Annotated in this window: 15 protein-coding genes; all 15 read left to right on the plus strand. The window is 70.1% G+C overall.

All coding sequences use genetic code 11. The features are described from left to right. Window positions 1-285 precede the first annotated feature (285 nt). The 15 genes from rho (at window position 286) to atpA (ending at window position 15,218) form a co-directional block, all read left to right on the plus strand. On the plus strand, window positions 286-2,322 hold the full coding sequence (rho, locus tag ACIQFX_RS32965; protein ID WP_402470828.1) for a transcription termination factor Rho: 2,037 nt from the start codon (window positions 286-288) through the stop codon (window positions 2,320-2,322). Window positions 2,323-2,517: 195 nt separating this feature from the next. Next, window positions 2,518-3,609 carry an LCP family protein gene (locus ACIQFX_RS32970; protein ID WP_402470829.1) on the plus strand — a complete coding sequence of 364 codons (1,092 nt, stop codon included), beginning with the start codon at window positions 2,518-2,520 and terminating at the stop codon, window positions 3,607-3,609. 134 nt (window positions 3,610-3,743) lie between these two features. Beyond that, the gene (rpmE, locus tag ACIQFX_RS32975; protein WP_015036196.1) at window positions 3,744-3,965 is read left to right on the plus strand and encodes a 50S ribosomal protein L31; all 222 of its coding nucleotides are present in this window, start codon (window positions 3,744-3,746) and stop codon (window positions 3,963-3,965) included. 93 nt (window positions 3,966-4,058) lie between these two features. Continuing rightward, complete coding sequence (gene prfA / locus ACIQFX_RS32980; RefSeq protein ID WP_402470833.1) at window positions 4,059-5,135, plus strand: peptide chain release factor 1; 1,077 nt, start codon at window positions 4,059-4,061, stop codon at window positions 5,133-5,135. Window positions 5,136-5,172: 37 nt separating this feature from the next. Then, window positions 5,173-6,018: a peptide chain release factor N(5)-glutamine methyltransferase gene (prmC, locus tag ACIQFX_RS32985; protein ID WP_402470834.1), complete on the plus strand. Its 846-nt coding sequence runs from the start codon at window positions 5,173-5,175 to the stop codon at window positions 6,016-6,018. Between the two features lie 34 nt (window positions 6,019-6,052). Continuing rightward, window positions 6,053-6,700, plus strand: coding sequence for an L-threonylcarbamoyladenylate synthase (locus tag ACIQFX_RS32990; RefSeq protein WP_402470837.1), 648 nt, complete (start codon window positions 6,053-6,055; stop codon window positions 6,698-6,700). Beyond that, complete coding sequence (locus tag ACIQFX_RS32995; protein WP_367822025.1) at window positions 6,697-7,344, plus strand: protein-tyrosine-phosphatase; 648 nt, start codon at window positions 6,697-6,699, stop codon at window positions 7,342-7,344. Before ACIQFX_RS32990 ends, ACIQFX_RS32995 begins: the two co-directional genes overlap by 4 nt. A gap of 36 nt (window positions 7,345-7,380) precedes the next feature. After that, window positions 7,381-8,628, plus strand: a complete 1,248-nt coding sequence (glyA, locus tag ACIQFX_RS33000) for a serine hydroxymethyltransferase (RefSeq protein WP_402470840.1) — start codon at window positions 7,381-7,383, stop codon at window positions 8,626-8,628. A 107-nt stretch (window positions 8,629-8,735) separates the two neighbouring features. Then, complete coding sequence (locus tag ACIQFX_RS33005) at window positions 8,736-10,049, plus strand: MraY family glycosyltransferase (protein WP_402470842.1); 1,314 nt, start codon at window positions 8,736-8,738, stop codon at window positions 10,047-10,049. Between the two features lie 264 nt (window positions 10,050-10,313). Then, complete coding sequence (locus ACIQFX_RS33010) at window positions 10,314-10,727, plus strand: hypothetical protein (RefSeq protein WP_367822019.1); 414 nt, start codon at window positions 10,314-10,316, stop codon at window positions 10,725-10,727. Window positions 10,728-10,949: 222 nt separating this feature from the next. Further along, window positions 10,950-11,759: a F0F1 ATP synthase subunit A gene (gene atpB, locus ACIQFX_RS33015; RefSeq protein WP_033206787.1), complete on the plus strand. Its 810-nt coding sequence runs from the start codon at window positions 10,950-10,952 to the stop codon at window positions 11,757-11,759. Window positions 11,760-11,850: 91 nt separating this feature from the next. After that, window positions 11,851-12,084, plus strand: a complete 234-nt coding sequence (gene atpE, locus ACIQFX_RS33020; protein WP_010474382.1) for an ATP synthase F0 subunit C — start codon at window positions 11,851-11,853, stop codon at window positions 12,082-12,084. A 38-nt stretch (window positions 12,085-12,122) separates the two neighbouring features. Further along, window positions 12,123-12,668 carry a F0F1 ATP synthase subunit B gene (locus ACIQFX_RS33025; RefSeq protein ID WP_402470845.1) on the plus strand — a complete coding sequence of 182 codons (546 nt, stop codon included), beginning with the start codon at window positions 12,123-12,125 and terminating at the stop codon, window positions 12,666-12,668. After that, window positions 12,665-13,480 carry a F0F1 ATP synthase subunit delta gene (locus tag ACIQFX_RS33030; RefSeq protein WP_017236136.1) on the plus strand — a complete coding sequence of 272 codons (816 nt, stop codon included), beginning with the start codon at window positions 12,665-12,667 and terminating at the stop codon, window positions 13,478-13,480. Before ACIQFX_RS33025 ends, ACIQFX_RS33030 begins: the two co-directional genes overlap by 4 nt. Window positions 13,481-13,619: 139 nt before the next feature. Beyond that, the gene (atpA, locus tag ACIQFX_RS33035) at window positions 13,620-15,218 is read left to right on the plus strand and encodes a F0F1 ATP synthase subunit alpha (protein WP_033206791.1); all 1,599 of its coding nucleotides are present in this window, start codon (window positions 13,620-13,622) and stop codon (window positions 15,216-15,218) included. Window positions 15,219-15,230 lie beyond the last annotated feature (12 nt).

The following is a 15,230-nucleotide window of genomic DNA, read 5'->3' on the forward strand; positions in this document are numbered from 1 at the left end:
AGTCCCCATCAGGGACCACCATTCTTCCGAGAGCCTCCTCAACTGCCTGAGCAGCCTGCCTGAGCAGTTTTGAGCACGCTCCGGAACCGGCACGACACCCCTCGCTCTTCTGCGTGAGGGCCGAGCAGGGGGCGCTCGGGCCGGACCCACAGCACGTTTTCTCCCTTCCGCCGTACCCGGCGGGACCACCGCCCCGGACACGGTCCACAAGCCAGGACCGCTGCCGGACAGCACAACCGGTCGCCGAGCCAGATGGCCGACGTCCGCTCCAGGGAAGGACCCTTCGTGAGCGACACCACCGATCTGATGGGCGTGACTGCCGACAACAGTGTCGACACCGCCGCGCCCGCCGCAGGTGCTGCCACCGGCGGCACCGCACGGCGCCGCCGCTCCGGCACCGGCCTCGACGGCATGGTCCTGGCCGAGCTGCAGCAGGTCGCGTCGGGCCTCGGCATCAGGGGCACCGCGCGGATGCGCAAGAGCCAGCTGATCGAGGTCATCAAGGAGGCGCAGGCCGGGGGATCCCAGGCCGCCGCCCCGGCCAAGGCCGACGCCGCCGCCGACACCAAGCCGAAGCGCCGCGCCACCTCCAAGGCCCGCACGGGCGACACCGCCACCGAGGCCGCCGCGCCCAAGGCGGAGAAGGCCGAGAAGGCCGTCGCCCCGCAGCAGATCGACATCCCGGGCCAGCCGGCCTCCGACGACCAGCCGGCCGGTGAGCGCCGTCGTCGTCGTGCCACCGCCCCCGCCGGTTCGCCGGAGGGCGAGGCCAAGGCCGAGGCCGCCCAGGTCGTCAAGACCGAGGTCCGCACCGAGGCCAAGGCCGACGCGCAGGCCGAGGCCGCCGTCGACGGCGCCGAGGGCCGCGGCCGTCGCGACCGCGGGGAGCGCGGCGACCGCCGTGACCGCCGTGACCGTCAGCGCGACCGTGCCAAGGGCGACGAGCAGCAGGGTGGTGGCCAGGGCGGCCAGCGCCAGCGCCAGGGCGGCCAGGGCCAGGGTCAGGGCCAGCAGGTCCAGGGCCAGGGCCAGGGTCAGCAGGGCGGCCAGCAGGCCGGTCCGCAGGACGACTACGACGACGAGGCCGGCGGTCGCCGCGGGCGTCGCGGCCGCTACCGCGACCGCCGCGGCCGTCGTGGCCGTGACGACTTCCAGGCCGGCGAGCCGCAGGTCGCCGACGACGACGTCCTGATCCCCGTCGCGGGCATCCTCGACATCCTCGACAACTACGCGTTCATCCGGACCTCGGGCTACCTGCCCGGTCCGAACGACGTGTACGTCTCCCTCGCCCAGGTCCGCAAGAACGGCCTGCGCAAGGGCGACCACGTCACCGGCGCGGTGCGTCAGCCGAAGGAGGGCGAGCGCCGCGAGAAGTTCAACGCGCTGGTCCGCCTGGACTCCGCGAACGGCATGGCCGCCGACTCCGGCCGCGGCCGCCCGGAGTTCAACAAGCTGACCCCGCTCTACCCGCAGGACCGGCTCCGCCTGGAGACCGACCCGGGCGTGCTGACCACGCGGATCATCGACCTCGTGTCGCCGATCGGCAAGGGCCAGCGCGGTCTGATCGTGGCCCCGCCGAAGACCGGCAAGACCATGATCATGCAGGCCATCGCCAACGCGATCACGCACAACAACCCCGAGTGCCACCTGATGGTCGTCCTGGTCGACGAGCGTCCGGAAGAGGTCACGGACATGCAGCGGTCGGTCAAGGGCGAGGTCATCTCCTCGACCTTCGACCGCCCGGCCGAGGACCACACCACCGTCGCCGAGCTGGCCATCGAGCGCGCCAAGCGCCTCGTGGAGCTGGGTCACGACGTGGTCGTCCTGCTCGACTCGATCACCCGCCTGGGCCGCGCGTACAACCTCGCGGCGCCGGCCTCCGGCCGCATCCTGTCCGGTGGTGTCGACTCGACCGCGCTCTACCCGCCGAAGCGCTTCTTCGGTGCCGCGCGCAACATCGAGGACGGCGGCTCGCTGACCATCCTGGCCACCGCGCTGGTCGACACCGGCTCGCGCATGGACGAGGTGATCTTCGAGGAGTTCAAGGGCACCGGCAACATGGAGCTCAAGCTCGACCGGAAGCTCGCCGACAAGCGCATCTTCCCGGCGGTGGACGTCGACGCGTCCGGCACTCGCAAGGAGGAGATCCTCCTCGGCGCCGACGAGCTCGCCGTCACCTGGAAGCTGCGTCGCGTGCTGCACGCGCTCGACCAGCAGCAGGCGATCGAGCTGCTCCTGGACAAGATGAAGCAGACGAAGTCGAACGGCGAGTTCCTGCTCCAGATCCAGAAGACGACGCCCGGAGCGAGCAACAACGACTGACGTGAGAGCCGCGTCACACGACGACAGTCGGGCCCCGCGCCCGTAACCCCGTCGTGACCTGCGTGAACCACCGCGCCCACCGTGCCCCGCACGGTGGGCGCGGTGCGTTGCCCGGCGAAACCTCACAGGATGCCGTGCAACCCTTTCGGGTGCATCGCCGTCACAGAAGGTGAACCGAGGGCCCGAGGGGGGACGATGACCGAGCGGAACGGCAGCGGCGCGGGGCGCGGCGGCAGCGGCCGTCGACGCAAGCCGCAGGCCAAGCGCCGGAAGGCGCCGATCCTCATATCCGGGGCCGCCGCGGTCCTCGTGCTCGGCGGCGCCGCCCTCGGTTACGCGTACCTGAAGCTCGACGGCAACATCCAGGGCGTCGACATCAACGCCCAGCTGGGCACCGCCCGCCCCGAGAACGTCGACAACGGCTCCATGGACATCCTCGTCCTCGGCTCCGACTCCCGCTCCGGCGACAACGGCGCCTACGGCAAGGACGAGGGCGGCGCCCGCTCCGACACCGCGATGGTCGTCCACGTCTACGAGGGCCGCAAGAAGGCGAGCGTGGTCTCCCTGCCGCGCGACACCCTCGTCACCCGGCCCGCCTGCACCGACGGCGAGGGCGGCACCGTCCCCGGCGAGAAGCGGGCCATGTTCAACACCGCGTACGAGGTCGGCGGCCCCGCCTGCGCCGTGAAGACCGTCGAGGCGATGTCCGGCATCCGCATGGACCACTACATCGAGGTCGACTTCACCGGCTTCAAGAAGCTCATCGACGAGCTCGGCGGCGTGGAGATCACCACCACGCGGGCCATCAAGGACTCCAAGAGCCACCTCGACCTCGCACCCGGCACCCACACCCTCGACGGCGAGCAGTCCCTCGGCCTCGTCCGCACCCGCAAGAGCGTCGGCGACGGCAGCGACCTCGGCCGCATCCAGCTCCAGCAGGCCTTCATGAAGGCCTTCATCGAGCAGGTCAAGGACGTCGGCGTCCTCACCGACCCGAAGAAGCTCCTCGACCTCGCCGACGCCGCCACCAAGGCCGTCACCCCGGACTCCGAACTCGACTCCGTCCAGGAGCTGATGGGCTTCGCCAAGGGCCTCTCCGGCATCGGCGCCCAGAACGTCCACATGATCACCCTGCCGGTCGAGTACGACCCCCGGGACCCCAACCGCGTGGTCCCGCTGGAGGCAGCCTCCCGCCAGGTCTGGACGGCGCTCAGGGACGACCTGCCGATCCCCGCGTCGGCGACGGAGGACGCCGCCACCGGCGAGGCCGACGGCGTGGTGAGGTAGCCCGGGAATACCTTCGGCCCGACCCCCGTTTTGGGAGATGCGGCCGGTCCTGGCAGACTGGTACGTCGGCCCCGGTTCACGCTTGCCGCAACCCGCGACGGCGACCCGGAGCCCTCCCGAAACTAGGAGACACCTTGAAGCGCGAGATCCACCCCGAGTACGTCGAGACCCAGGTCAGCTGCACCTGTGGCGCGTCGTTCACCACCCGTAGCACCCTGACCGAGGGCACCATCCGTGCCGAGGTCTGCTCCGAGTGCCACCCGTTCTACACGGGCAAGCAGAAGATCCTCGACACCGGCGGCCGCGTCGCCCGCTTCGAGGCCCGCTTCGGCAAGGCCGCCGGCTCCGCCAAGTAGCGAGCCCCTGCGCCGGTCCACGGTCGCCCCGCGCGGGTGGCCGGGACCGGCGCTTTGCCGTCCCGTAGAACTGACGAAAACCAGGAGCCCCCGATGTTCGAGGCGGTCGAGGAACTGGTCGGCGAGCACGCCGACCTGGAGACGAAGCTCGCGGACCCCTCGGTCCACGCCGACCAGGCGAACGCGCGCAAGCTGAACAAGCGCTACGCCGAGCTGACCCCGATCGTCGCCACCTTCCGGGCCTGGAAGCAGACCGGTGACGACATCGAGACCGCCCGTGAGTTCGCCCACGACGACCCCGACTTCGCCGCCGAGGTCAAGCAGCTGGAGAAGGACCGGGAGGAGCTCACCGAGAAGCTCCGCCTGCTCCTCGTCCCGCGCGACCCGAGCGACGACAAGGACGTCATCCTGGAGATCAAGGCGGGCGCCGGCGGCGACGAGTCCGCGCTCTTCGCCGGCGACCTGCTCCGCATGTACCTCCGGTACGCCGAGCGCGTCGGCTGGAAGACCGAGATCATCGACGCCACCGAGTCCGAGCTGGGCGGCTACAAGGACGTCCAGGTCGCCGTGAAGACCAAGGGCGGCAACGGCGCCACCGAGCCCGGCCAGGGCGTCTGGGCCCGCCTCAAGTACGAGGGCGGGGTGCACCGCGTGCAGCGCGTGCCCGCGACCGAGTCCGCCGGCCGCATCCACACCTCCGCCGCCGGCGTGCTCGTCACGCCCGAGGCCGAGGAGGTCGAGGTCGAGGTGCACGCCAACGACCTGCGCATCGACGTCTACCGCTCGTCCGGCCCCGGCGGCCAGTCGGTCAACACCACCGACTCCGCCGTCCGCATCACGCACCTGCCGACCGGCATCGTCGCCTCCTGCCAGAACGAGAAGAGCCAGCTCCAGAACAAGGAGCAGGCCATGCGCATCCTGCGCTCGCGGCTGCTCGCCGCGGCCCAGGAGGAGGCCGAGTCGAAGGCCGCGGACGCCCGCCGCAGCCAGGTCCGCACGGTCGACCGGTCCGAGAAGATCCGTACGTACAACTTCCCGGAGAACCGCATCTCGGACCACCGGGTCGGCTTCAAGGCGTACAACCTGGACCAGGTGCTCGACGGCGACCTGGACGCCATGATCCAGGCCTGCGTCGACGCCGACTCCGCCGCCAAGCTCGCTGCGGCCTAAGTTCCGTAAGCCCCACCCCGCACCACGGAGGACCAGCGTGAACCTGCTGCTTGCCGAGGTGGCCCAGGCCACCCAGCGGCTGGCCGACGCCGGCGTTCCCTCACCGCGTTTCGACGCAGAGGAGCTCGCCGCGTTCGTGCACGGCGTCAAGCGGGGGGAGCTGCACAACGTCAAGGACGCGGACTTCGACGCCCGCTACTGGGAGGCGGTCGCCCGCCGCGAGGCGCGCGAACCGCTCCAGCACATCACCGGACGGGCGTTCTTCCGCTACCTGGAGCTCCAGGTCGGCCCCGGCGTCTTCGTGCCCCGCCCCGAGACCGAGTCGGTCGTCGGCTGGGCCATAGACGCCGTCCGCGCCATGGACGTCGTCGAACCGCTGATCGTCGACCTGTGCACCGGCTCCGGCGCCATCGCCCTCGCCATGGCCCAGGAGGTGCCGCGCTCGCGCGTGCACGCCGTCGAGCTGTCCGACGACGCCCTCGTCTGGACCCGCAAGAACGCCCAGGCCTCCCGCGTCACCGTCCACCAGGGCGACGCGCTCAGCGCGCTCCCGGAGCTGGACGGCCAGGTCGACCTGGTCATCTCCAACCCGCCGTACATCCCGCTCACCGAGTGGGAGTACGTCGCACCCGAGGCCCGCGACCACGACCCGGAGATGGCCCTCTTCTCCGGCGAGGACGGCCTCGACACCATCCGCGGCATCGAGCGCACCGCCCACCGCCTCCTGCGGCCCGGCGGCCTCGTCGTCATCGAGCACGCGGACACCCAGGGCGGGCAGGTTCCGTGGATCTTCAACGAAGAGGCCGGCTGGGCCGACGCCGCCGACCACCCGGACCTGAACAACCGGCCGCGCTTCGCGACCGCCCGCAAGGCAATGCCATGACCAAGCACCACGCGTACGAGGAGGCCGGGAACTGATGGCACGGCGATACGACTGCAACGAGGCCACCGATCGCGTGACCGGTCTGCGCGAAGCCGCGTCCGCCGTCCGCCGGGGCGAGCTGGTCGTGCTGCCCACCGACACCGTGTACGGGATCGGGGCGGACGCCTTCAGCAGCGAGGCCGTGGCGGACCTGCTCGCAGCCAAGGGCCGGGGCCGCAACATGCCCACGCCCGTGCTCATCGGCTCCCCGAACACCCTCCACGGCCTGGTCACCGACTTCTCCGAGCAGGCCTGGGAACTCGTCGACGCCTTCTGGCCCGGCGCGCTCACCCTCGTCGCCCGGCACCAGCCGTCCCTCCAGTGGGACCTCGGCGACACCCGCGGGACCGTCGCGATCCGGATGCCGCTGCACCCGGTCGCCATCGAGCTGCTCACCGAGGTCGGCCCCATGGCCGTCTCCTCCGCCAACCTCACGGGACACCCGTCCCCGGAGGACTGCGACGCGGCCCAGCAGATGCTCGGCGACTCCGTCTCCGTGTACCTCGACGGCGGCCCGACGCCCGGCATCGTCCCCTCGTCCATCGTCGACGTCACGGGCAAGGTCCCGGTGCTGCTGCGCGAGGGCGCGCTGTCCGCGGAGGAGCTCCGGAAGGTCGTACCCGACCTCGAGGTGGCCAGTTGACCGCCCCTGAGGGGCGTGGCATAGCGGGGTTCGACGACAGCAGCACCTTCCGCATCCTCCACGTCAGCACCGGCAACGTCTGCCGCTCGCCCATCACCGAGCGGCTGACCCGCCATGCCCTGTGCGACCGGCTCGGCGACCCCCTCGGCGGCGGCCTGATCGTGGAGAGCGCCGGCACCTGGGGCCACGAGGGCGCCCCCATGGAGGCCAACGCCGAACTGGTCCTCGCCGACTTCGGCGCCGACTACAGCGGCTTCGTGGGCCGCGAGCTCCTCGACGAGCACGTCATCCGCGCCGACCTCGTCCTCACCGCGACCCGCGACCACCGGGCCCAGGTCATCTCCATGGGCCACTCGGCGGGCCTGCGCACCTTCACCCTGAAGGAGTTCACCCGCCTGGTCCGGGCGATCGACCCCGCCACGCTGCCCGACCCCCGCGACGAGGGCATGGTCGAGCGCGCCCGTGCCCTGGTCCGCGCCGCCGCGGCTCTACGCGGGTGGCTCCTCGCCCCCTCCGTCGACGCCGACGAGGTCAACGACCCCTACGGCGCCCCCATCACCTTCTTCCGCTCCATCGGGGACGAGATCAACCAGGCCCTCGACCCCGTCGTCACCGCCCTGACGGGCGTCTCCGCCCGCCGCTGACGGGCGGTGCGGCGGGGGCGCGCCTACATTGGTGGCATGCCGGTCACCGCGCCCCCCGATGAGGATCTGGATGTCCTGCGCCGGCAGGACCCGGAGATCGCCGACGTGCTGCTGGGGGAGGTGCGGAGGCAGGCGGACAGCCTCCAGCTGATCGCGGCGGAGAACTTCACGTCGTCGGCGGTGCTGGCGGCCCTGGGGTCGCCGCTCGCGAACAAGTACGCCGAGGGGTATCCCGGCGCGCGCCACCACGGCGGTTGCGAGTACGTCGACGCGGCGGAGCGGATCGCCGTGGAACGGGCCACTGCGCTCTTCGGAGCCGACCACGCGAACGTACAGGCGCACTCGGGCTCCTCGGCCGTCCTGGCGGCGTACGCGGCCCTCCTGAGGCCCGGTGACACGGTCCTGGCCATGGGCCTCGACCACGGCGGGCACCTCACGCACGGGTCGCCGGCGAACTTCTCCGGCCGGTGGTTCGACTTCGTGCCGTACGGCGTCGACGCCGAGACCGGGCTCGTCGACTACGAGCAGGTCGCCGCGCTCGCCCGCCACCACCGCCCCAAGGCGATCGTCTGCGGCTCGATCTCCTACCCCCGCCACCTCGACTACGCGGTCTTCCGCGAGATCGCCGACGAGATCGGCGCCTACCTCATCGCCGACGCGGCGCACCCCATCGGCCTGGTCGCCGGGGGAGCGGCCCCCAACCCCGTCCCGTACGCCGACGTGGTGTGCGCGACCACGCACAAGGTGCTGCGCGGCCCGCGCGGCGGGATGATCCTGTGCGGCGCGGACCTGGCGGGCCGGATCGACCGCGCGGTGTTCCCGTTCACGCAGGGCGGCGCCCAGATGCACACGATCGCGGCGAAGGCGGTGGCCTTCGGCGAGGCGTCCACCCCGGCGTTCACCGCGTACGCCCATCAGGTGGTGGAACACGCGAAGGTGCTCGCCGCCGCGCTCGCCGCCGAGGGCTTCGCGGTGACCACCGGCGGCACGGACACCCACCTCATCACCGCCGACCCGTCCCCCCTCGGCGTCGACGGCCGCACGGCCCGCGCCCGGCTCGCCGCCGCCGGCATGGTGCTCGACACCTGCGTCCTGCCGTACGGGGAGGGGCGCGGGATCCGGCTCGGCACGGCCGCCGTCACCACGCAGGGGATGGGCGCCCCGGAGATGGCCAGGATCGCCGCCCTGTTCACCATCGCCCTCCGGGATGAAGCGACGGAAACGGCCCGGGTACGGGCGGAGGTACGGGAGCTGACCGGCCGATTTCCCCCGTATGGACGCTGAGCGGAGGCCGCCCGCAACCGTTCGGGCGGCCCCGGTGTCTCCAACCACATGGACGGCACGGCTAGGGTGTGGGGCTGAGATGGCCAGCGATTCCTGTGGGGCAGCCCGTGCGTGATTACCTGCTGACGCTCTGTGTCACGGCCGCGGTGACCTATCTGCTCACCGGTCCGGTGCGGAAGTTCGCCATCGCGACCGGGGCGATGCCGGAGATCCGCGCCCGCGACGTACACCGAGAACCGACTCCGCGGCTCGGTGGCATCGCCATGTTCTTCGGGCTGTGCGCGGGACTCCTCGTCGCCGCGCACCTGCAGAACCTCGGCAGCGTCTTCGAACTGTCCAACGAGCCCCGCGCGCTGCTCTCCGGCGCCGCGCTGATCTGGCTGATCGGCGTCCTCGACGACAAGTTCGAACTGGACGCGCTGATCAAGCTCGGCGCGCAGATGATCTCCGCCGGCGTGATGGTCGCGCAGGGTCTGACGATCCTGTGGCTGCCGATCCCGGGCGTCGGCACGGTCGCCCTCACCCCCGGGCAGGGCACGCTCCTCACGGTCGCCCTGGTCGTCCTCACGATCAACGCGGTGAACTTCGTCGACGGTCTCGACGGCCTCGCCGCCGGCATGGTCTGCATCGCCGCCGCGGCCTTCTTCCTGTACGCGTACCGCCTCTGGTACGGCTACACGATCGAGGCCGCCGCCCCCGCGACGCTGTTCGCCGCCATCCTCATGGGCATGTGCCTGGGCTTCCTGCCGCACAACATGCACCCGGCGCGGATCTTCATGGGCGACTCGGGCTCGATGCTGATCGGCCTGATCCTCGCCGCCTCGGCCATCTCGATCACCGGCCAGGTCGACCCCGACGTGCTGAAGCTGTTCGAGGGCTCGACCCGCGAGGCCACGCACGCCGCCCTGCCCGTGTTCATCCCGCTGGTGCTGCCGCTGACGATCATCGCGATCCCGATGGCGGACCTGATCCTGGCGATCGTGCGCCGGACCTGGAAGGGCCAGTCGCCGTTCGCCGCCGACCGCGGCCACCTGCACCACCGGCTCCTGGAGATCGGGCACTCGCACAGCCGCGCGGTGCTGATCATGTACTTCTGGTCGGCCCTGATCGCCTTCGGCACGCTGGCGTACTCGGTCCACTCGACGTCGATGTGGATCGTCCTCGGCGTCGTCGCGCTGAGCGCCATCGGCCTGGTGCTGCTCCTGCTGCCGCGGTTCGCGCCGCGCGCGCCCCGCTGGGCCGAGTCGGTCGTGCCGCCCCGGTACCGCCGGCGCAAGCGGATTTCGGCGCCCGAGCCCGTCGTGGAGGCCCCGGCGGTCGAGGAGGAGCGCGTTCCGGTGCCCGCGGGCATCAACGGCGCCACCGCCATCGGCAACCGCGCGCGCTTCCCCGACCGGCGGAAGGCCGGAACGCCGAGTTGACGAAAGCCGCATCTGCGGCCATTACCAGACACGGCGCTCTCGTGTCGTGCACACACGCGCGCTGTAACTCTCATGTGTGACGGTTGGCACACCTTATGGGTAAAGACCTATTCAAATAGTTTGTGATACCGTTCACGAGACCCGGCGACAGTGCCGAAAGACCGTAGTGCGACGGTCTGTTGGCCCCGAGACCCACCTCGGACCGGGCTTACGCTCGTCCATGACGACACCATCGCCCCCTCCATCACAAGCGGAGACACCGCCATGCCGTCCAACGACGCACGCACCCTGCTGCACACCGCCGTACCCACCGCTGCCGTCGGCGTCATCGCCACGGTCGTCAGCGGGGTGGTCGCCGGTGGCAAGGGTGCGCTCGGCGCCGTCGCCGGCACCCTGGTCGTGCTCCTGTTCATGGGTGTGGGGCTCGTGGTGCTCCAGCGGACGGCTAAGTCGCTGCCGCAGCTCTTCCAGGCCATGGGGCTCATGCTCTACACGGCCCAACTGCTGCTGCTCTTCATCTTTTTGGCCTTGTTCAAGGACACGACGCTGTTCGACTTCAAGGCCTTCGCCTTCACGCTGCTGGCGACGACCGTGGTGTGGGTCGCCGCTCAGGCCCGGGCCTACATGAAGGCCAAGATCATGTATGTCGAGCCCGAGAAGTCGGGGTCGAAGCAGTGAAGGGTAGGGCCGGGATAAAGCCGTGTTCGGCTTCCTGCTATCGTCCGGTGCCAACTGCGGCACTGCGGGCGCGGGCATCCGAGACGCCTGTCCCAGCGCGAGGCTCGATGCCGAACCGCCGCCCCCTTATCCGTAAGACCAGTCCAGTGCCGACCCGCGGCTGCGTGCCGCGCCGACACAACGAGGTTGCCGTACCTATGCGCCACGCTGAAGGAGCCCGCGGTGAGTGCTGACCAGACGCTTGCCTTCGACCCGGATTGCCACATCTTCACCGGATGTGGCTTCCCGGCGCCGGGCCTGCACACGTTCATGTACGAGCCCATCTTCTCCGTGGGTGGCTTCGACTTCACCAAGCCGATGCTGCTCGCCATCCTGGGTTCGCTCGTGGTCGTCGGGTTCTTCTGGGCCGCCTTCAACAAGCCCAAGCTGATCCCCGGCAAGATGCAGATGGTCGGCGAGGCCGGTTACGACTTCGTGCGCCGCGGCATCGTCTACGAGATCATCGGCAAGAAGGACGGCGAGAAGTACGTCCCGCTGATGGTGTCGCTGTTCTTCTTCGTGTGGATGCTGAACCTCTGGTCGATCATCCCGCTCGCCCAGTTCCCGGTCACCTCGCTGATCGCCTTCCCGGCCGCTCTCGCGCTGATCGTCTACGTCCTCTGGGTCTCGCTGACCTTCAAGAAGCACGGCTTCGTCGGCGGCTGGAAGAACATCGTCGGCTACGACAAGTCGCTCGGCCCGATCCTGCCGCTCGTCGTGGTTCTCGAGTTCTTCTCGAACCTGCTCATCCGGCCCTTCACGCACGCGGTCCGACTGTTCGCGAACATGTTCGCCGGTCACCTGCTCATCGTGATGTTCTCGCTTGCCACCTGGTACCTCATGAACGGCCTGGGCTTCGTCTACGCCGGCGCCTCGTTCGTGATGGTCCTCGTGATGACCGCCTTCGAGCTCTTCATCCAGGCCGTCCAGGCGTACGTCTTCGTGCTCCTGGCCTGCAGCTACGTCCAGGGCGCGCTCTCCGAGCACCACTGAGTCCCGCCCTGACCGGCAGCACCACCCCCCAACCAACAGTCGTCCGGTGGCCAACCCCCACCGGGTCCTTGAAAGAGAAGGAAGAACCGGCATGTCCGCTCTCGAGACTCTCGCCGCCGTCAACGGAAACGTCGCCTCCATCGGCTACGGCCTCGCGGCCATCGGCCCCGGCGTCGGCGTCGGCATCATCTTCGGTAACGGCACCCAGGCCCTCGCCCGCCAGCCCGAGGCTGCCGGCCTGATCCGCACCAACCAGATCATGGGTTTCGCGTTCTGTGAGGCGCTCGCCCTCATCGGCATCGTCATGGGCTTCGTCTACAAGTAAGCCGGACCGACAGCCCAACTTTTACGGAAGGCACTGATGTGAACGCTCTGCTTCTTGCGGCAGCGGCGGAGGAGCAGCCTCCGCTCATCCCGCATCTCGACGAGCTCGTCATCGGCCTGATCGCCTTCGTCATCGTCTTCGGTTTCCTCGCCAAGAAGCTCCTCCCGAACATCAACAACGTTCTGGAGCAGCGCCGCGAGGCCATCGAGGGTGGCATCGAGAAGGCCGAGTCGGCCCAGATCGAGGCTCAGAGCGTGCTGGAGCAGTACAAGGCCCAGCTCGCCGAGGCCCGCCACGAGGCCGCGCGTCTTCGCCAGGAGGCGACGGAGCAGGGCACCGCGATCATCCAGGAGATGAAGGCGGAGGGCCAGCGCCAGCGCGAGGAGATCATCGCGGCCGGCCACACGCAGATCGAGGCCGACCGCAAGGCCGCGTCCGCGTCGCTGCGTCAGGACGTGGGCAAGCTCGCCACCGACCTGGCCGGCAAGCTGGTCGGCGAGTCCCTCGAGGACGTCGCCCGCCAGAGCCGCACGATCGACCGCTTCCTCGAAGAGCTCGAGGAGAAGGCCGAGGCCGTCCGATGAACGGAGCGAGCCGCGAGGCACTGGCCGCCGCCCGCGAGTCCCTCGACGCGCTGACCGACAACACGTCGGCCGACGCGACGAAGCTCGCGGACGAGCTGGCCGCCGTCACCACGCTGCTCGACCGCGAGGTGTCGCTGCGCCGGGTCCTGACCGACCCCGCACAGTCGGGTGAGGCCAAGGCCGAGCTCGCGCAGCGACTCCTGAGCGGTCAGGTGGGCGGCGCGACCGTCGACCTGGTCTCGGGCATGGTGCGTTCCCGCTGGTCGCGCTCGCGCGACCTGGTCGACGCGACCGAGGAGCTGGCGAACATCGCCGACCTCACCGCGGCGCAGAAGGCGGGCGCGCTCGACAGCGTCGAGGACGAGCTGTTCCGCTTCGGCCGGATCGTGTCCTCCAGCAACGAGCTCCGCTCCGCGCTGACGGACAAGGCCGCCACGGCCACCGCCAAGGGCGAGCTGCTCCGCAGCCTGCTCGGCGGCAAGGCCCACGCGTCGACCGAGCGCCTCGTCGTCCGTCTGGTGACCCAGCCCCGGGGACGTAGCCTGGAAGCGGGACTCGAGTCCCTGTCCAAGCTCGCCGCGGCGCGCCGGGACCGGATGGTCGCCGTCGTCACCTCGGCGGTGCCGCTGTCCGACCAGCAGAAGCAGCGCCTCGGTGCCGTCCTGGCCAAGCTGTACGGCCGCCAGATGCACCTGAACCTGGACGTGGACCCCGCGGTCCTCGGCGGGATCACCGTGCAGGTCGGCGACGAGGTCATCAACGGCTCCATCGCGGAGCGCCTCGACGAGGCGACCCGCCGACTGGCCGGCTGACGCAGCCACCGCAGCACACAGCTACACAGCATCACCAGCGGCCCGGTTGGGCCGTGCAGAGATTGCAGAAGATTCCTGGGGGTCGGCCCCCAGACCCCTTAAGAAACTTCGGGCCCAACAAGGAGAGCAGGGAACCCAGATGGCGGAGCTCACGATCCGGCCGGAGGAGATCCGGGACGCACTGGAGAACTTCGTCCAGTCGTACCAGCCGGACGCGGCCTCGCGCGAGGAGGTCGGCACGGTCAGCCTGGCCGGTGACGGTATCGCGAAGGTCGAGGGTCTTCCCTCGGCCATGGCGAACGAGCTGCTGAAGTTCGAGGACGGGACCCTCGGTCTCGCCCTGAACCTCGAAGAGCGCGAGATCGGCGCGATCGTCCTCGGCGAGTTCAGCGGCATCGAGGAGGGTCAGTCGGTGCAGCGCACCGGCGAGGTCCTCTCCGTCGGTGTCGGTGAGGGCTACCTGGGTCGCGTCGTCGACCCGCTCGGTAACCCGATCGACGGTCTCGGCGAGATCGCGACCGAGGGCCGCCGCGCCCTCGAGCTGCAGGCCCCGGGCGTTATGGCCCGTAAGTCGGTGCACGAGCCGATGGAGACCGGCTACAAGGCCGTCGACGCCATGACGCCGGTCGGCCGCGGCCAGCGTCAGCTGATCATCGGCGACCGCCAGACCGGCAAGACCGCGCTGTGCATCGACACGATCATCAACCAGCGCGACAACTGGCGCTCGGGCGACGTGAACAAGCAGGTCCGCTGCATCTACGTCGCCGTCGGCCAGAAGGGCTCGACCATCGCGTCCGTGCGCGGCGCCCTGGAAGAGGCCGGTGCGCTCGAGTACACGACGATCGTCGCCGCCCCGGCGTCCGACCCGGCCGGCTTCAAGTACCTGGCGCCGTACACCGGCTCCGCCATCGGTCAGCACTGGATGTACCAGGGCAAGCACGTCCTGATCGTCTTCGACGACCTGTCGAAGCAGGCCGACGCCTACCGCGCCGTGTCGCTGCTGCTGCGCCGCCCGCCGGGCCGTGAGGCCTACCCGGGTGACGTCTTCTACCTGCACTCGCGTCTCCTCGAGCGCTGCGCGAAGCTCTCGGACGAGCTCGGTGCGGGTTCGATGACCGGTCTTCCGATCGTCGAGACCAAGGCGAACGACGTGTCGGCGTTCATCCCGACCAACGTCATCTCCATCACCGACGGCCAGTGCTTCCTGGAGTCCGACCTGTTCAACGCCGGCCAGCGTCCGGCCCTGAACGTCGGTATCTCGGTCTCGCGTGTCGGTGGCTCCGCCCAGCACAAGGCGATGAAGCAGATCTCCGGTCGCCTCCGTGTCGACCTGGCCCAGTTCCGTGAGCTGGAGGCGTTCGCCGCCTTCGGTTCCGACCTGGACGCCGCGTCGAAGGCGCAGCTGGAGCGCGGTCAGCGGATGGTCGAGCTGCTCAAGCAGGCTCAGTACCAGCCGATGCCCACCGAGAACCAGGTCGTCTCCGTCTGGGCCGGCACCACCGGCAAGATGGACGACGTCCCGGTCGCCGACATCCGTCGTTTCGAGGCCGAGCTCCTGGCGTACCTGCGCCAGAACCACTCGGGTCTCATGACCTCCATCCGTGAGGGCGGCAAGATGTCCGACGACACCCTGCAGTCCGTCGGTGACGCCATCGCGGAGTTCAAGAAGCAGTTCGAGACCTCTGACGGCAAGCTGCTGGGCGAGGACGCTCCTGCCGCCGTCAACGTCTCGAAGTGACGACGGAAGGGA

Origin of the sequence: Streptomyces sp. NPDC093089 (assembly GCF_044754405.1) — a bacterium.
Classification (GTDB): Bacteria; Actinomycetota; Actinomycetes; order Streptomycetales; family Streptomycetaceae; genus Streptomyces.